The sequence below is a fragment of the Clostridium pacaense genome (assembly GCF_020709765.2).
GTDB lineage: Bacteria > Bacillota > Clostridia > Lachnospirales > Lachnospiraceae > Enterocloster > Enterocloster hominis.
On the sequence record NZ_JAJFEB020000012.1, the window covers coordinates 1 to 18057 of the forward strand.

The window sequence follows — 18057 nt, forward strand, 5'->3', positions numbered from 1 at the left end:
TCTTCATCGTATTTCCGTTCCCACATAAGTACCGTTCTTGGGGATGGAATATTAAAATGAGCGGCAGTCTGCTGTTGTGAGGCTCCTGTGCTATGCATATATTCTACAACAGAAACCTTAAAATCTCCACTGTATGTTCCAGACCTTGTGCAAAGCCCGGCCTCCCCATTTTCATTATATAGATGAATCCACTTTCTCAAGGAGGATCTGTCCATGCAATATTTTTGGGCCAACGCTTTAATACCCAGACCACCCTCAAAGTATTCCTTTACCAACTTAAGCTTTAATTCATCACTGTACATTCTTCTTCCTGACATAGGAAAACCCCTTTCATTAGACGATTTTTCTGTCTAACAAAAGGGGGTTCACTTCACCTACCAAAGCAAATGTGACTATTTTTTGAGTTAAAATTCTTTGGAAGCCACTCACTGGAGTGAACTGCCTTTTTTGTACCTTTATTATAAAACAAGTTTGGTTTATCTGTCAATCATGATTTTTACGTGTGATAGCGTCAGTTTACTTTCGGAAACAAGAGGATAGGACTCATCCCTATGGCATGATTAAAATCTGTTCCTTCCAGGTTGTCATATCCTGTCTGTTTTTTACCGCCTCTTTTCAGTTTCCTGATTTTACGTTCAGCAGACACACAAACCAAAGGTTCCCTGCCGCTTGCCTTCCTTGACTTGTGCGTATACTTCCCTGTATGGTTGTAGTCAGATAATAAAACGTATTTTAGGCAACCAGCTCCCGGTTAATCCGTACGCGCATCCATTTCAGGCTATGCTGTTCAAACCCTGGCACCCAGTCGCACCCATGCCCTCTCCAGTCCATCGGGCGGCGGCTCAGCCTCTTGCTCGGTACATGGCTTACCTGGCCTTGTACACAGCATTTCCAGTTGGTCCCTGCCTCTTCCGCCCGGATTCAGATTCCGTCCCATTGGTTCAGGAAATCGCCAAGTGCCCCCTCTACCTCCGCATACTTCCTGTCTTCCTCTGTTACCTTCAGAATCTCACCATAGACCTTCTGCAACATTTTTGTGGTGACCCTCAGGCATTCTCAGATTCCACCTTTTACTTCTTCCGCGCTGTCCGGTGGATGCGATACCGAGGCATTCACATATTTCATCGTATGGAACTTATCCAGCACAAAACGGCCCTTCCATAGGACTTCACAGGAAGACTGGAGCCGCCGGTAGATGTCAAGGACTGCTTTTTCATCCAGTGGCGCACGGGTGAAGGACTGCTGTATGGGCCGGATGGATTTCTCAACAAGAAAGTACAGAGTGACCGGCTCAATGGATTTGTGGTCCAAAGGATCGGCAGGCCTCTGATAAAGGTTATGAAATGCCTTTTTTATTATACAGAAAAATGGGGGTACAATTTAAGTCAATTATTCGAGGTTTGCTGTAGTAATAGGAGTGTTCTTAAATGAATCCAGGAGAATTTTCAAATAAATTTGAAGTGACATTAGCCGAATCAGGAGCGTTGCCGAAGGGATTTGGAGTTTTGCCAGATAATTTAGAAGACTTACCGGACAAAGTACAGGGGCATACCATGTGCTTTGCAGACCGGACTTATGACCGGAGAGAAATGATTTCCTTAAATGGCCCGGCTTATGGTATAATAAACCCATAATATGACAGTTCAAATATACGATGTGAATCCCTTAATGTTTTATCAGACTTATAATAAAACATTGAGTTACCGGATTGTGATTGCAGGAGGATGAAGGATTATGGGAAAAGGATGGAAAAGAGAAAGGAAAAGGGGCTGGGTGCATACGTCTGTTACCATCTGCACATCCGCTTTCTTTTGTTTGACTGCAGTCTTCTGCGGGGCAGTGTTTCTGGGCGGCTGTGCAGGAACAGGCAGCGCCAGTGTAAAAGCTCCAGCACCTAAAACAGTAAATTACAAGGCTGATGACTACGACAGCTGGAATGAATTGATGCAAGAAAACCAGATATCAGATTCCTTTAAAGATGCACTGGAGCAATTTGCCTTTCAGAGCGGAAGCCGGGTCCTGAGGGCAGGCCATGGGAATGTCAATTACAGTCCCCTCAGTCTGTACTATGCGCTGGCCATGGCTGGATGCGGTGCAGACGGTGAGACTGCTGCCCAGATAATGGACAGCCTTGGGGTGCAGGACCAAAGCCAGCTATCCGGGCAATGCAAGAAGCTTTATCAATGGTTTTATTATGATGGGCAGCATCGAAAGAGCCGGAACCAGGAATATAAGGAAGAAGATGACAGTTCCATAGAGTTGGCCAATTCCCTCTGGATTTCCAATCAGCTGAAACTGAAAAAGGATTACCGGAAAATGGCTGCCGCCCAGTTCTTTGCATCTTCCTATCAGGTGGATTTCACCAGCCGGGAAGCCGGGGTACAGATGGGAAAATGGATTTCCCAGGAGACAGATGGAGTGATGCAGCCTGAATTACAATTGTCTTCCGATACAATGATGGCGATTTTGAATACATTGTATTTTTATGGAGGCTGGAAGGGTGCCTTTTCTGTGGCAGAAACAGCTGATGATAACTTTACAAAGACTGATGGCAGCCAAGTGACCTGTTCCTTCATGAACCGTGTGGATAATTCCGGGAGATTCAGGAAAGGGGATGGCTGCACGGTGTCTGCCCTGGCCACAGGCAATAACTGCAGCATGGTATTCCTGCTGCCGGACCAGGGGCATAGTGTGGATGAGTTCCTTAATACGCCGGAGCAGCTGGAAACCTCTATGGATACGGATTACAGAAAATGGAAGAGCGGTAAGGTGACATGGAAAGTACCTAAATTCTCCTTTGGCAGTACATTTGAACTGACCGGGCTGTTGCAGGACATGGGCGTGGAGAAAATGTTTGTTCCAAAAGCTGAGTTCAGCAAAATCTCAGAATCGCCCTTGTTTGTAACCAATGTTATTCAGGAAACGCATATGGGGATTGACGAGAAAGGGGTGGAAGGAGCCGCTTATACCATGATAGTCTTAGAAGAAGCAGGTATCTTCATGTCTGAAGAGAAAATGGAGGCAGATATGATTCTGGACCGTCCGTTCATCTATGGGATACAGGACAATAGAACCGGTACATGGCTGTTCCTGGGCGTGTGCCGTAATCCGGCGGATGGGCAGTAGGATAAAATGGTATATGGGCTGATGCACTTTAAACCATGATATATCGCGAACTATAGATACACAGAAAATCGTGATACGCAGCAAACCATGGTATACAGCAGACCGTGATATACAGCAAATCGTGATACACAGTAAACCGTGATACACAGCAAACCATGGTATACAGCAGACCGTGATATATAGCAAATCGTGATACACAGTAAACCGTGATACACGGCAAACCGTGATACACAGCAAACCATGATATACAGCAAGTATATGGGATATGTTGCAAATCATGGGATTAAACGGAGGAACTATAATGAGATGTAGTAGAGTCGTAACAGCGATACTGCTCTGTGCGGTATTTTCCGGCAGTATTCCTTCTATGCATGGAGAAATCCTGGCGTCCCAAACAGGAAAGCCCCATGCCGCGGCGTCCCGGATAGGAAAGCTCCGGGCGGCGGTATCCCAGGCAGGAAAAATCCAGGCCGCGGCGTCCCAGACAGGCACCGCCCAGTTCACTGAATCCCGGACCTATCCCGATACGGTACGCTGGTTCACAGCCACCTATGCTGTCTGGAGTGTGCGCAATGGCGCTGACCTTTATACGCCGGGAGGAGGAACGCCGGATGAAGCATTTTATGCATTGGTCATTAAAAGCGTCATGGAGCGGGACTGGGGTATCCGGGACCGCCAGTCTGCCCAGTCAATGATTTCATGGCTGGAGAACGAGGGGCATAACCAGGCGCTATTGAAGTATTATGAGGAGCATGATCTGGGGCAGTATGAGACGGATATAGATTTGAATGCATCCTGGGACAGCGGCCAGGGGGAAATCTCCGATGGGGAAGCGGCCCGGCAGATGGCTGCATATATGGGATACAGGACATATGGGGCGTATGCTGCCTCGGGATGGGACTACAGCCGCGCCCTGATGCTGTTAGGCCAGTGTTATGTGGCGGGGTACTATACGTATGAGGAGGCCATGGACAAGTCCCTGGAGTTGGGGAAAAAGCTCCAGTCCATGTTCCCGTCCTGGGAGGATTTCATGCAGAGCTATATGTATGGATTCGTGTACTGGAGCAGATCAGACCCTACAGAACCACAGTCCGAGTTTCAGTACCGTGTAAGCATTTATCACTATCTGGACTCTTTGGAGGACGGTCCATTTAAGATGGATTGGAACATGGAACTGAAAAAAGAGTGGTGATCATGGCCTGATTTGTGCTATACTTAATACAGAATATGGAAGGACAGCCCTTATATGCAGACATTAAACCAGGACATAAAGGACCACAGCTTTAAACCGGTGTACCTCCTGTTTGGCGAAGAGGTATTTCTGAAAAAGAGTTATAAGAACCGCTTAAAGGATGCCATCACGGACGGCGACACCATGAATTATAATTATTATGAGGGAAAGGGCATGAACGTGAACGAAATCATCGGCCTTTCCGATACCATGCCATTTTTTTCTGAAAAGCGGCTTATACTGATGGAGGACAGCGGGTTCTTCAAGGGCGGTGCCGGGGCGGATGAGATGGCGCAGTACATGGAGCACATTCCTGAAACCACATGTCTTATTTTTGTGGAATCAGAAGTGGATAAAAGGAGCAGACTATATAAGGCAGTTAAAAAGTACGGGTACGCGGCGGAACTGTCACATCAGGATTCCAGCCAGCTGGCCAGATGGGCTGCAGGCATCCTGTCTAAAAATGGCAGGAAGATAACAGGACGTACCATGGAGTTTTTCCTCAGCAAGACCGGGGATGACATGGAGAATATAAGTTCGGAGCTGGAAAAGCTTATCAGTTATACCATGGGCCGTGATATTGTTACGGATGAGGACGTGGAGACAATCTGCACCACCCAGGTGACCAACAAGATATTTGATATGATCAGCGCTATTTCAGCCAGGCAGACAAGGAAGGCCATGGACCTGTACGAAGACCTTCTGACGCTGAAGGAGCCGCCCATGCGGATTCTTTTCCTGATTGCCAGGCAGTTTAACCAGATATTACAGGTGAAGGAACTGGTGGGAAAAGGAATGGATAAGGGGACCATTGCATCTAAACTTAAACTGCAGCCCTTTGTGGTGGGGAAAATCATGCTCCAGGCAAAGACATTTTCAAAAGAGCAGATCCTATCCTATGTGAACCTCTGTGTGGATGCAGAGGAAGGTGTGAAGACAGGTAAGCTCCAGGACAGGCTTGCCGTGGAACTTTTGATAACCAATCAATATTAATAAGAAGGATGAAGGCGATGGATATGATGGAGACAATTGAACTGAAGGATATTGAATGCCAGGTAAAACAGGTGTTTAAGGAACTGCTTGAGGCCGCCCGTTTAAAGCCTGGTCAGATACTGGTCGTGGGCTGCTCTTCCAGCGAGATAGACAGCTTTAAGATTGGTTCCCACTCCAACGGTGATATCGGGATGGCTGTATATACAGCCCTGAATGAGGAGTGCAGGCCCCTGGGGATTTATCTGGCGGCACAGTGCTGCGAGCATCTTAACCGAGCACTGATCCTGGAAGAGGAGGCTGCGCTGAAATATGGCTATGAGCCGGTCAATGTGGTTCCCCAGCTCAAAGCAGGAGGTTCCTTTGCGACGGCAGCATATGCAACCCTGGAACGGCCTGTGGCGGTGGAACACATAAAGGCGCATGCGGGGATTGACATCGGGGATACCCTTATCGGCATGCATTTAAAGGATGTAGCCGTGCCTGTGCGCATCCAGACCAAGGAAATCGGCAGCGCCCACGTGGTATGCGCAAGAACCAGGCCTAAGTTCATTGGCGGTATAAGAGCCCGCTATGATGAGGAGAATATGTAGCAAAAACAATAACAAGGAGGAGTGGTTTATGAACAGAGCGATTACAATCAGCCGTCAGTATGGAAGCGGGGGCAGGGAGCTGGGGGAAAAGCTGGCTAAGAAGCTTGGGATTCCCTTCTATGACAAGGAATTGATTGCAATGATAGCCAAAGAGGGCAACATAGAACCATCCATACTGGAGGCAAATGATGAGGTGGAACCGGACCTGGACAACTACTCCACCCGTCTGATTGAACCGGAATACCAGATTGCCATGACACAGCGCATTTATGCGGTCCAGGAGACAGTCATCAAATCATTGGCGGAAAAGGGAGCGTGTGTGATTGTGGGCCGCTGCGCGGATGCCATACTTCCTGATGCAGTGAATATCTTCGTGTTTGCTGATATGGAGAGCCGCATCAGGCGGATCATGTCCCTTAATCCTGACCTGTCCAGGGACGAGGCTGTGAACGGCATTGGAGTTGTGGACAGGAGGCGCAAGGCCTATCATGAGTATTATTCCCCAATCGAGTGGGGAAAGATGGATGCCTATGACATCTGCGTGAACAGCGGTTTGATTGGCGTAGACGGCTGCCTGGACGCGGCCCTGGCGTATATAGGGCATGTAAGATAGTACATAATAAAGAAGACCATAATAAAGATAAAGCCAGGGATGACACTGTATCGGAAATCGTCCCTGGCTTTTGCGCCCTTCAATGATTGATTAATTCCCTCCAGGCCCATCCCGCCGTGGCCTTGAAGATTCCGGCAGCGGTTCCACATAACCGCAGCCTTCCTTCTTTACATGGTCCGTGTCGTTGGAGCAGTCCCTGTTGGTTGCCTGGGCTGTTTCTTTTTCCTGGTTCATTGTTATCACCTCCTGGTTCGGATATTCTGTCTGTTTGCGAAAAAGGCAGCTGTCAGCTGCCTTCTTTCACAATCTTTTCCAGAACCTGAATCAAATCCTGCAAGGTTTCCAGGTGCACATTGCGCTTCAATATGTCATTCTTCAGGTCTATGGAAAGACTTTCAAATTTGTCCCGTATTTTTGGGGAAACATAGGATGCCATTTCTATCACCTCGGTGTTAGTATGCGGAAAAGCGGGGACTTTATTCATGGTTACCTATCTGTTGTTTTTTTACATCAGGAGTCAGGAGGCTGATATTGTGGTTCTGGCAAAACTCCACATAGTCCGGTCCGGGCAGTTGATTGGTGCATATGGCATCAGCTAAACAGAGTGGCCCCATATTTAGCAGCGCTTTCACACCGAACTTACTGTTATCGACAATGAAATAATGCTGTGCCGCTTTTTCCAGAACCGCCTGTTTTAAGGGACGTTCCGATATGTAGCTGTGGGAAAATCCATCGGTCAGGGTTACTCCTGATGCTGCCATGAATGCCTTGGAAAAATTAAAGTGGTTCAAAACATCCGTGCCTGTTACTGGAGACAGGGAGTTGTTTTTACGGTTCAGCTCTCCGGAACAGACCAGCAGGTTAATATTTTCCATGGATGTTGCCCTTAATATGATATCGAGATTGCTGGTGATGACGGTCAGATTTTTAAAGGACGCCATAAAATCCACCAGATGACAGGTGGTGGAGCCGCTGTCAATAAAAATAGTATCGTTTTCTTGGATGAAAGAAGCAGCGGCTGCGCATGCATCCCGCTTTTGCTCCGGATTGATGGCGCTGCGTATGTGGAAGGGGATGATTTTGGCAGCAGAGTAGTTATACAGGATGTATCCATAAGCTTTTTTAACACACCCCATTTGCACAAGGGTATTGATATCCCTGCGCAGTGTGCTCATACTGACACCAAATTTTTCGCATAATAGTTCAGGTGATACTTTCTGCTGAACCTTGATATATTCTTCCAGCTGCAAAAGACGTTCCTTTCCCATGATTTTTCCCTGTTCCTTTATCATTCGCTGTCACATAGTACGATGTGATGTCCATTTTCTTCAATAATCTGCCTGAATTCCGGGCCTGGATTCCTGTCTGTAATAATGTAGTCAATATCGTTCAGGGGACAGTAAGTCATAAGTGTCGAGACACCGAACTTGCTGCAGTCTGCCATAAGAAAAATCTGGTCAGCTTTGCGGACCGCTATCTTTTTATTGGTAAATTCGGCAGAAAAAGAGTTGGTTGCCCCATCATTGACACTTAACCCTGTACAGGCCATGAATGCCTTGTGTATGTTTAATGATTCTAAATATTTGAAATTTTCTCCGTTAAAGGACAACGTTCTACGGTCCAGGATGCCAGGGAGATTAATCAATGTTATTTCTGGACGGTCGACTGCTGCATGAATGATGTGATAGCTGTTGGTTATGACAGTCACATGCAGGCTGGAGGGAATGTAGTCCAGGAGGTACATGGTAGTGGTGCCGGAATCAATATAGATAATGTCATTTTCTTTGATATATTCCGCTGCTTTTTTACAAATTAACTGTTTGGCGTGGCTTTGTGTCTGGTTCCGTTCCTTGAAAGTGGGGAGGGAAGAGACCGGGGACTGGACTTTTACACCTCCGTAAACCTTCTTGATGGCTGAATCAGATGTAATTTCGTTAATATATCTGCGGACGGTGTTCATGGAAACGTTAAATGTATCACACAATTCTTTTAAGGACACAGACTGGTGCAGGAGGATATACTCCTGCATTTCTTTTATTCGGTTATCTTTCATGGTTAAACCCCCTGCATTAGCTTTGAGTATATTATATCACTATTTATCGAAAGCACAACAAGATATTACCAAAATATACATGAATTGAAAAACTTATGATTATATATAATGGAAAATAATCGGAACGACATGGAAATATACTCAAAAATGATTATAAATTGGGAAAAATAATTAGAAAACATTAAGACTAAGATGCTCAAAATAATTAAAACATAGGCAAAGATGCTGTAATGGAATATGGGGGAGAGGGGGATATTTGTTGAAAAATATGTACATAAATTTGACTGGAATACCAAGATGATAAAAATATATACATATAAATGCCAAAATAAAATCAAAAACTATTTAAATTAACAAAAATATACTTGAAAAATGAAAAGATATGGTATATAATCTACTCAACAAAACCAAAATAACCAAAACATAATCAAAAAAGGAGAAGGCGTGTAATGGGAGATGTAAAGAGAATCTGTTATTATGTGAATGGGGAATTCAAAGAGTCAAAATCCGGTGAATACCGGGATGCGTTTGACCCAAGTACCGGCAAAGTGATAGCTAAAGTACCCTGCTGTACCAAAGAAGAGGTGGAAGAAGCTATAGCAAGTGCAAAAGCAGCTTTCCCGGCATGGTCATCCACCCCTGTCTTAAAACGGGTGCAGATTTTATACAGGCTTAGGGACCTGTTGATTGAACATATGGACGAGCTGACACATCTGGTAGCCCTGGAAAATGGAAAAGCCTGGGAAGAAGCAAAGGGAGATGTGCTTAAGGCAAAAGAGGGAACAGAACAGGCTATTTCAGCTCCGTCCTTGCTGATGGGGGAAAGCATGATGGATGCCTCCTTGGGATATGATACGGTATTATACCGGGAACCGCTGGGGGTATTTGCGGGGATTGTACCATTTAATTTTCCGGCCATGATTCCCATGGGATGGATGACTCCTATGTGCATTGCCTGTGGTAATACCATTGTTTTAAAAGCGGCCAGCTTTACACCACAGTCGTGTATGCGCATTGCAGAGCTTTATAAAGAAGCAGGACTGCCGGACGGTGTGATTAATATAGTTACATGTTCCAGGCATGAGGCGGAGCTGTTCCTGGAGCATCCGGATATCAAGGGAATCACATTTGTAGGGTCCACATCCGTAGGAATGCACATATACTCCACTGCGGCGGCACACGGAAAAAGGGTACAGGCATTATGTGAAGCTAAGAACCATGCGTTGGTACTGGATGATGCACCGGTTAAGAGGGTTGCGGCCGGAATCATTAATTCTGCGTTCGGATGTGCGGGTGAGCGTTGCATGGCACTTCCGGTAGTGGTTGTGCAGGAAGGAATTGCAGATGAACTGGTAGAGGAAATTGTAAACCAGGCAAAGAGATTAACAATAGGACCTGCCTATGATAAGTCGTTTATGTTGGGACCGGTTATCAATGAGGAGCATAAAAAGTCCGTCATGGCGTGGATTGAAAAAGGGCTTGAGGAAGGAGCGGTCATGGCCTTGGACGGAAGGGATGTTACGGTTCCTGGATATGAACATGGATTTTATCTCGGCCCTACCATTCTGGATTATGTGAAGCCTGGGATGAGCGTGGGTGAGACGGAAATATTTGGCCCTGTCCTGTGTATTAAACGGGTGAAGACCTTCGAGGAGGGGCTTGAAATCATGAACAGGAATCCATTTGCAAACGGATCTGTTATTTTTACACAGAATGGTCATTATGCAAGGGAGTTTGCAAGGCATACAGATGGAGGCATGGTAGGTGTTAATGTGGGGATCCCTGTTCCTGTGGGAATGTTCCCATTTTCGGGCCATAAAAATTCCTTTATCGGTGACCTGCACTGCCTTGGCAAGGATGGTTTCCGGTTTTATACAGAGACAAAGGTCGTGACAACCCGGTGGTTTGATGAGGAACAGTCAAAGTCAACCCATGTGACCACATGGGACGGGACAATCTAAAGGAGGGGAGAGGGTATGGCATACATAAATTTTGATTCTACCAGGCTGTTTGATGTGATTCCTTTGGGGAGGATTGCAATTGATTTTAATCCCGTCGATTATTTTAAACCGTGGACAGAATGTAACACATTTAAAAAATATGTGGGAGGTTCACCGGCTAATATTGCTGTTGGGCTGAGCCGTCTGGGAAAAAAAGTCGGTTTTATCGGTTGTGTATCGGATGACCAGATGGGAGATTACTGTGTCGGCTATTTTGATAAAGAAGGAATCGACACTTCGCATATAGTACGGGCAAGGAACGGGGAGTCACTGGGTCTGGCATTTACGGAGATACTGGATAAGGACACCTCCAGACTGATCATGTACAGGGATAATGTGGCTGATTTGAAACTGGAACCCGCGGATGTGGACGAAAGCTATATTAAAGCAGCCAAAGTACTGGTTGTAAGCGGCACGGCCCTATCCGAAAGTCCATCCAGGGAAGCGGCGTTAAAAGCAATGACCTATGCAAGAAGGAATGGGACAGTGGTTGTGTTCGACATTGACTACAGGGCTTATACCTGGAAGAATAAAGACGAGATTTCTATCTATTACACGGCTGCAGCGGCGATGGCGGATATCATCATGGGATCACGGGAGGAATACGATTTGACGGATGGACTGGTATATCAGGGGCTGGATGATACATCCACGGCCAAACGGTGGTTTGATGAAAATGCAAAAATCGTGGTAATCAAACATGGTAAGCAGGGATCCACCGCATATACCCTGGATGGAGGGTCTTACAGCATTAAGCCATTTCCTGTTACCGCCTTAAAAAGCTTTGGAGGAGGAGACGGGTACGCAAGTGCATTCATCTATGGATTGCTGGAAGGAATGGAAATGCTGGAGTGTCTGGAACTGGGAAGCGCCTCCGCATCCATGCTGGTGGCCAGCCATGGATGTTCGGATGACATGCCGGACATTGGGACGATACGCAGGTTTATTGTTGAGGAGAAGGAACTGTACGGTGAAATGATAGCTGGTACTGCGTTGCGTAATTAACCATGATACAGCACCAGTGTATGAAGAAGGTAGAGCTATGTTATATAACTTAAAAGATATCATCCGGTTGGTAGATAAGGAGGATAGGGGGATTGCTGCGTTCAATGTATTTGGATATGAGGATTCTAAGGCTGTGATTGAAGCGGCAGAATCCATCGGGCGTCCTGTCATCATCATGGCCAATAAGGATGCGGTAAACCATATGGGCGTGGAACTGATAGGGGAAATCATGCTTCATGTGGGGGCGCAGGCCGAGGTGCCGGTGGACGTGCATTTGGATCATGCCACGGATATGGATGTAATAGAACGGGCAATCCGGAGCGGATACACATCAGTCATGTTCGATGGTTCACAGCTCCCGTTTGATGAGAATGTAGAGAAGACCAGATGCGTAGTAGAGATGGCCCATGCCGTGGATATCAGTGTGGAAGCTGAAATAGGAGCGGTGGGGTACAGCGACCCGGATATCCGGTTTAATGCCAGGTTTACGGAGCCTCAGGAAGCAAAGCGGTTTGCACGGCTGACGGGAGTGGATGCACTGGCAGTCGCGGTGGGAACCGTGCATAGGATGGAGATGCAGAAGGCGGAACTGCAGTTTGACCGTCTGCAGGAAATTGCAAGGCAGGTGGATATTCCGCTTGTGATTCATGGCTCTACCGGTGTGGCGGATGAAGATCTGGCAAAACTGATCCGGTTTGGCGCCAGGAAGATTAATATCGGAACGGCGCTGCGCATGGAGTTCGGGCAGACCCTGAGGCGGCAATTTGCAGATGATCCAAAAGAATTTGACCGCATTAAGTTGTTTGGCCCGTGTATGGAAGCAGTAAAAGAAAAAGCAGTACAGAAGATGGTACTTTTATGAATCAACATTCAAGAAAGGGAGGTAACAAATGAAAGAGGCATTTACTTTCAAGGGACGGGTTGCAGTTGTGACTGGGGCAGCGCAGGGAATCGGCTTCCATTCCGCAAAAAAATTATGTGAGAATGGAATGAAGGTGGCTTTTGTGGATCTGAATGAAGAAAAGGTGAAACGTGTGGCGGCGGAGGTTGCAAAGACGGGCGGGGATGCAGTTGGGATTGCGTGTGATGTATCAGATGAAGCCTCTATCGGGAACATGATTGAGCAGGTGGCAGAACGGTTTGGTACGGTGGATGTGGTGGTTAACTGTGCAGGTATTCTGAGCTCAACCAAAATTCCAGACATAAAAAGATGTGACTGGGATAAAATGCTGGCAGTCAATTTATCAGGAACGTTTTTTACCATTCAAAAGGCGTGGCCTTATCTGATAAAAAGCAGCTGTGGCCGTGTCATCAACATTTCCTCTACAGCAGGAAGAATGGGGGGCGTGGAGAACTCAATCAGCTACACTGCATCAAAGGGCGGTGTGTGTGCCATAACAAAGGGAATTGCAAGAAAAATGGCGCCTTATGGAGTGACTGTCAATGCAGTCTGCCCGGGGCCGACTGCTACGGATATTGTAAAAACATATACGGAGGATGAACTTAAAAACCTTAATTCCAAGATTATGCTGGGAAGGCTTGGGGAACCGGAAGAGATAGCGGCAGCCGTCTGCTTCCTGGCAAGTGAAGAAGCTGGCTATATTACAGCAGCCATGATTGATGTCAACGGTGGATTTTATATTGGTTCATAGAAAAAATTGGAGGACATATGATGAAAAAGAAAATAGCAGGTCTTTTATTAGCGGTAACAATGACAGTTGGAATGACAGGATGTGCGGGAAGCAGCAATACGGGAACAGCAGCACCGGCGGGAGATAAGACGGAAACGGCCGCCCAGAATGAAGCGGCAGGGGAGCAGTCGCAGGAGGAATCAGGAGATACGATTAAAATCGGATTCTACGGTCCTTTGACAGGTGCATCCTCCGTGGTAGGTGTGGAAGGACAGAAAGCGGTAGAACTGGCTGTCAAGGAAGCCAATGAGGCAGGCGGTATCAATGGAAGACAATTGGAGTTAATCAGCTATGACGATGCCCAAAATACAGAAACATCGGTCAAGGTTGTTACAAGGCTGGTTGAGTCCGATAAAGTAACAGCGATTATAGGCTCCCATATCAGTGGTTCCATCCTGGCAACCGTGGATATTTCCGAAGCTGCAAAGGTTGTGCAGATTGGCTCCGGCACCAGCCCTATATGGACTAATATAGGACTTAAATACACCTTCAGGGGAACTGCGTGTTCGGACCAGTTTAATATTGACTGTTATAAGTCCATGGAAACAATGGGGGCTACAAAGATTGCTACCTTGGCGGGGGAGACGGAATATGCCCAGACAGCAGCCAGTACCATCCACGACCTGGTCAAAGACGGCGGTAAGATGGACGTGGTTGCACAGGAGAACTTTACCACAGGTGATACCGACTTCTCCGGCCAGATTGTGAAAATCATAGCCGCAGGCGCGGATGGCGTTTATGTGGTAGGCGGTTCCGAGGATATGGGAAAGATTGTAAAACAGTTAAGGCAGAAAGGTTATGAAGGATATATTTACGGTATTGAGCCATTTGGGGCACCTGATGCGAAAAGTGTTGCAGGTGAAGCCTTTGACGACATTGTATTCTCATGTTGCTACTTTGTACCTGATTCAGTAGAGGAGGCCAGTTCAGAACTTGAAAAGGATTTCCTGGAAAAATTCGTGGCTGAATTTGGCGCCCTGCCGACTTCTGAAGTTGCTTACAGGGATTATGACGGTACTAATATTCTGATTGAAGCCATGAGGAATGCCAAGACCTTGGATGGTGATGGTATCCGTGAGGCGATTCTCGGTATGAAGTATACAGGTATTGGCGGGAATTTTGATTTCTCGGCAGATAATGGGGAAGGACTGAGCACAGGTAATACATTTATAGCTGTGAAAGGAAAAATCCAGATGTTGGACGAATACCTGAAGAATAAGTAAGCAGACCTGTAACTAATGAAACTTGGCGTTACTAAGCTCAAAAAGACCTCGCCAAGTAACGCCAAGTGCTTTCGCACATAAACGCCTGAAAGACAGGCGCAAAGTGTTCAATGCAATGAAACTTGGCGTTACTAAGCATGGAAGGACCTGGCCGAGTAACGCCAAGCGCTCAATGCAAGGAGATAGGGTAATATGGTTGTTTCGTTGATTATAAGTGCTTTGGTGATAGGGAGTGTATATGGCTTGATTGCGTTAGGATACAGCCTTATTTATTCAGCATCCGGCCTGATGACGTTTACACAGGGGGAACTTCTGATGCTGGGGGCATATCTGGGCCTGACCTTCTACAAATTCCTGGGCCTTCCTTTTATTGTCGCTTTGATTCTTACGTTGATTATCATGTTCGTGTTCGGCTTGATGATAGAGCGTTTCCTGATCCGTGTCTTATTGGATAAAAAAGCATCCCCCATCTATGTAGTCTTATCCACCATTGCGCTAAGTATTGTCCTCATGAACATGGCGCAGCAGATTTGGGGAAGCCTTACGCTTCAGTTCCCATCAATATTCTCCGTGGTTACGGTGGATGTTCTCGGCTCGGCTATCCAGCCTGAGTCATTTCTTGTAATGATTGTAGGGTTAATCAGCATGGTCACCATGCATATATTTATGACCAAAATGAAATTTGGAACCTCCATGAGGGCCGCGGCGATGAATCCTTTAGCTGCATCATGCGTTGGTATTAATGTGGGAAGGACAACCGGTATTACATGGGCCATGGCAGCGGCTTTGGCGGGGCTGGCCGGAATCCTTCTGGGTCCGGTACAGGGAGTTAGCCTTGGTATGGGGACCATGATTGGACTGAAGGGATTTGCAGCAGCAGTTATAGGCGGTTATGGAAACATGTACGGGGCCATTCTGGGAGGGCTGATCATAGGCTTCTGCGAAACCTTTACAGCCGCATATATCACTTCCAGCTACAAGGATTTTATTGTTTTCTTCCTGCTTATCCTCGTTATGATTTTTATGCCCAGAGGAATCTTTAGGGCAAAGGTTTATGATAGATAGTTTGGGAGCGTGGAGGATGATTAAATGAATATAAACATAAAGAATGTACCGGCATCCATATGGTTTCTTGCAGCTGTATCCCTGGCCCTGGCTGTTATAAGTAAGGACCAGTATCTGCTGACGCTGTTTGCCTTTGCCGGAATCTATGTGATTGCTGTTTCGGGGCTGGATCTTCTGTTTGGTTACAGTGGGCAGATATCCATGGGACATGCTGCATATTACGCGATTGGGGCTTATACATCGGCGCTTCTGTCCACTAAGCTTGGTGTGCCGGTGTTCCTTTCCATGATAGCAGCCATGATTGTATCGGGGATTTTTGGGGTTATTGTGGCATTCCCGGCAGCTAAGCTGGTCCGTCATTTCCTGTCCCTGCTCACCATTGCCTTTGGGCAGATGGTATATATATTTGCCTGCAAAGCAAAAGCGGTTACGAATGCAATGGCAGGTGTGAAGCGGATTCCAAAACTGAATCTGTTTGGATTTGAATTCAGAAGCAATTTAAGCTGCGCTATCCTGATCCTGGTGCTTTGTGTCCTGTTTTTAATTGTCAAACAGCGCATAGTCCACTCATCTTCCGGCCGGGCACTTATGGCAATTAGGGAAAATGTAGTGGCAGCAGACGGTATGGGAATCAATATTAAAAAGTATAAAATAATGGCATTTGCCCTAAGTGCCGTATACACAGGGATGGCTGGTGCGCTATATGCCCATATTGTAAGCTATATCAGTCCGGAAAGCTTTCAAAGCAGCCAGTCGCAGCTTCTTATGACCATGCTTCTGTTTGGAGGAATGGGGAATCTGGCAGGCCCTATTATCGGTGCGGTGATTGTTACCATATTGAATGAGACGCTTCAGGGTTTTTCAAGTTACAGGATGCTGATTTACGGTTTTATAATTCTTGCATCTGTGCTGTATATGCCGAAAGGACTGTACGGTATTGTGGAAAAAACGAAAGGACTATTTGGAAGAAGGGTGAAAACGGATGCTAACAATCGATAAAGCGACAATTAAGTTTGGCGGTCTGACGGCTGTGAATGAAGTGTCATTTGAAGTGAAGGACGGCTCCATCTTTGGCCTGATAGGTCCCAACGGCGCAGGGAAGACCACATTGTTTAACCTGATTAGCGGTGTCCACTCCCTGACCAGCGGGGATATCCTGTTTCAGGATAAGAGTATAAAGGGTCTGCAGCCTTATCAGATTAACAGCAGGGGCATTGCCAGGACGTATCAGAATATTAATCTGTTCTATACGCTGAGTGTGCTGGATAATGTGAAAATAGGTAGGCACAGCAGGATTAAATCAGGGCTTGTAAGTAATATATTGAGGACTCCGGCCCAGAAGAGGGAGGAGCGGGAAATCATTGAGACGGGCATGGAACTGCTCAAGTTTGTAGGACTGGAGGATAAATGCGGTTTCATGTCTAAGAATCTGTCCTATGGAGACCAGCGGCGGCTTGAAATAGCCAGGGCGCTGGCGGGCGACCCAAAGCTGTTACTGCTGGATGAACCGGCAGCCGGCATGAATTCCAAAGAAAAGATGGATTTGACGGATTTGATTCACAGAATCAATGACAGGGGTATTACCATACTTCTGGTAGAACATGATATGAAGCTGGTGATGAATATTACCCATGAGATAACAGTAATCAACTTTGGAAAAAAGATAGCGCAGGGAACCCCGAAGGAGATTCAGGAGAATCCGGAAGTAATTGCTGCATATCTGGGAGGTGGTTTGATTGGGAGCAAATAAAATATTAGAAGTAGTGGACTACAGTTATTACTATGACCAGATTTGTGCTGTCAGGGAGCTGTCTTTTTATGTGAAGGAAGGGGAAGTGGTCACGCTTATAGGGAGTAATGGAGCAGGGAAGACCACCACGCTGCGTTCCATATCAGGCCTGATCCGTGGCGGCGGACGGGGAGGGATTAAATATATGGGAAAGAATATTGAAAACCTTCCCCCGCACAGAATAAGCAGCATGGGGATTGCCCAGTGCCTGGAAGGCAGGCAGGTATTTCCGCATCTGTCGGTTAAGGAGAACCTCCAGATGGGAGCATTTACAAGAGCGGATAAAAAGGGAATTTCAGATGACTTTGATTACGTATATAATCTGTTCCCGCGCCTTTTGGAACGGGAAGGACAGATGGCGGGAACCCTCTCCGGCGGTGAGCAGCAGATGCTGGCTGTGGGAAGGGCTTTGATGCAGAAACCAAAAATCCTTATGATGGATGAACCATCCCTTGGACTGGCACCTATTGTCATCAATGAGATTTTCCAGACCATTAAAAAAATCAAAGATGATGGAATGACAATCCTTTTGGTGGAACAGAACTCCCAGGCAGCCCTGACCGTGGCAGACAGAGGATATATCATGGAAACAGGAATGCTGAGGATTGAGGATACGGCAGAGAACCTGCTGGACAACGATATTATCAAGAAGAGCTACTTGGGGATTGAATAGGAGGG

Annotated in this window: 20 protein-coding genes; 15 read left to right on the forward strand and 5 right to left on the reverse strand. The window is 46.6% G+C overall.

Annotated elements, in window-relative coordinates; translation table 11 throughout:
- A partial coding sequence (locus LK536_RS47910) for a helix-turn-helix domain-containing protein (protein WP_506092187.1) occupies nt 1-317 on the reverse strand: 317 nt, incomplete at its 3' end.
- A 739-nt stretch (nt 318-1056) separates the two neighbouring features.
- On the reverse strand, nt 1057-1311 hold the full coding sequence (locus LK536_RS47915) for a hypothetical protein (RefSeq protein ID WP_506092188.1): 255 nt from the start codon (nt 1309-1311) through the stop codon (nt 1057-1059).
- A 116-nt stretch (nt 1312-1427) separates the two neighbouring features.
- Here LK536_RS47915 and LK536_RS47920 point away from each other — a divergent pair, with 116 nt between their 5' ends.
- The 6 genes from LK536_RS47920 (at nt 1428) to LK536_RS47945 (ending at nt 6553) form a co-directional block, all read left to right on the forward strand.
- Complete coding sequence (locus tag LK536_RS47920) at nt 1428-1634, forward strand: hypothetical protein (RefSeq protein WP_227796460.1); 207 nt, start codon at nt 1428-1430, stop codon at nt 1632-1634.
- Between the two features lie 100 nt (nt 1635-1734).
- Nucleotides 1735-3126, forward strand: coding sequence for a serpin family protein (locus LK536_RS47925; RefSeq protein ID WP_227796459.1), 1392 nt, complete (start codon nt 1735-1737; stop codon nt 3124-3126).
- Nucleotides 3127-3493: 367 nt separating this feature from the next.
- Nucleotides 3494-4318 carry a DUF1266 domain-containing protein gene (locus tag LK536_RS47930; RefSeq protein WP_025482687.1) on the forward strand — a complete coding sequence of 275 codons (825 nt, stop codon included), beginning with the start codon at nt 3494-3496 and terminating at the stop codon, nt 4316-4318.
- Between the two features lie 54 nt (nt 4319-4372).
- The gene (gene holA, locus LK536_RS47935; RefSeq protein WP_227796458.1) at nt 4373-5350 is read left to right on the forward strand and encodes a DNA polymerase III subunit delta; all 978 of its coding nucleotides are present in this window, start codon (nt 4373-4375) and stop codon (nt 5348-5350) included.
- Between the two features lie 8 nt (nt 5351-5358).
- Nucleotides 5359-5940: a TIGR01440 family protein gene (locus LK536_RS47940; protein ID WP_008722705.1), complete on the forward strand. Its 582-nt coding sequence runs from the start codon at nt 5359-5361 to the stop codon at nt 5938-5940.
- A 28-nt stretch (nt 5941-5968) separates the two neighbouring features.
- Complete coding sequence (locus LK536_RS47945) at nt 5969-6553, forward strand: cytidylate kinase-like family protein (RefSeq protein WP_120056711.1); 585 nt, start codon at nt 5969-5971, stop codon at nt 6551-6553.
- 90 nt (nt 6554-6643) lie between these two features.
- On the opposite strand, the gene LK536_RS47950 is transcribed toward LK536_RS47945, so the two are convergent.
- The 3 genes from LK536_RS47950 to LK536_RS47960 all read right to left on the reverse strand — a co-directional run bounded on the left by LK536_RS47950 (nt 6644) and on the right by LK536_RS47960 (nt 8606).
- Nucleotides 6644-6787: a hypothetical protein gene (locus LK536_RS47950; protein WP_227796456.1), complete on the reverse strand. Its 144-nt coding sequence runs from the start codon at nt 6785-6787 to the stop codon at nt 6644-6646.
- A 242-nt stretch (nt 6788-7029) separates the two neighbouring features.
- Nucleotides 7030-7845, reverse strand: coding sequence for a DeoR/GlpR family DNA-binding transcription regulator (locus tag LK536_RS47955; protein ID WP_227796455.1), 816 nt, complete (start codon nt 7843-7845; stop codon nt 7030-7032).
- Nucleotides 7842-8606, reverse strand: a complete 765-nt coding sequence (locus LK536_RS47960) for a DeoR/GlpR family DNA-binding transcription regulator (protein WP_227796454.1) — start codon at nt 8604-8606, stop codon at nt 7842-7844. The genes LK536_RS47955 and LK536_RS47960 overlap by 4 nt, the downstream gene beginning before the upstream one ends.
- A 449-nt stretch (nt 8607-9055) precedes the next feature.
- Between LK536_RS47960 and LK536_RS47965 the strand changes: the two genes are divergently transcribed.
- The 9 genes from LK536_RS47965 (at nt 9056) to LK536_RS48005 (ending at nt 18052) form a co-directional block, all read left to right on the forward strand.
- Complete coding sequence (locus LK536_RS47965; protein ID WP_227796453.1) at nt 9056-10567, forward strand: CoA-acylating methylmalonate-semialdehyde dehydrogenase; 1512 nt, start codon at nt 9056-9058, stop codon at nt 10565-10567.
- A gap of 15 nt (nt 10568-10582) precedes the next feature.
- Complete coding sequence (gene iolC, locus LK536_RS47970; protein ID WP_227796452.1) at nt 10583-11611, forward strand: 5-dehydro-2-deoxygluconokinase; 1029 nt, start codon at nt 10583-10585, stop codon at nt 11609-11611.
- Between the two features lie 37 nt (nt 11612-11648).
- Nucleotides 11649-12473, forward strand: coding sequence for a class II fructose-bisphosphate aldolase (locus tag LK536_RS47975; RefSeq protein WP_227796451.1), 825 nt, complete (start codon nt 11649-11651; stop codon nt 12471-12473).
- Between the two features lie 28 nt (nt 12474-12501).
- Complete coding sequence (locus LK536_RS47980) at nt 12502-13263, forward strand: SDR family NAD(P)-dependent oxidoreductase (protein WP_227796450.1); 762 nt, start codon at nt 12502-12504, stop codon at nt 13261-13263.
- 20 nt (nt 13264-13283) lie between these two features.
- Nucleotides 13284-14525, forward strand: a complete 1242-nt coding sequence (locus LK536_RS47985; protein ID WP_506092189.1) for an ABC transporter substrate-binding protein — start codon at nt 13284-13286, stop codon at nt 14523-14525.
- Nucleotides 14526-14717: 192 nt separating this feature from the next.
- Nucleotides 14718-15590, forward strand: coding sequence for a branched-chain amino acid ABC transporter permease (locus LK536_RS47990; RefSeq protein ID WP_227796448.1), 873 nt, complete (start codon nt 14718-14720; stop codon nt 15588-15590).
- Nucleotides 15591-15614: 24 nt separating this feature from the next.
- The gene (locus tag LK536_RS47995) at nt 15615-16589 is read left to right on the forward strand and encodes a branched-chain amino acid ABC transporter permease (RefSeq protein ID WP_227796447.1); all 975 of its coding nucleotides are present in this window, start codon (nt 15615-15617) and stop codon (nt 16587-16589) included.
- Nucleotides 16573-17340 carry an ABC transporter ATP-binding protein gene (locus LK536_RS48000; protein ID WP_227796446.1) on the forward strand — a complete coding sequence of 256 codons (768 nt, stop codon included), beginning with the start codon at nt 16573-16575 and terminating at the stop codon, nt 17338-17340. The genes LK536_RS47995 and LK536_RS48000 overlap by 17 nt, the downstream gene beginning before the upstream one ends.
- Nucleotides 17327-18052: an ABC transporter ATP-binding protein gene (locus tag LK536_RS48005; protein ID WP_227796445.1), complete on the forward strand. Its 726-nt coding sequence runs from the start codon at nt 17327-17329 to the stop codon at nt 18050-18052. The genes LK536_RS48000 and LK536_RS48005 overlap by 14 nt, the downstream gene beginning before the upstream one ends.
- Nucleotides 18053-18057 lie beyond the last annotated feature (5 nt).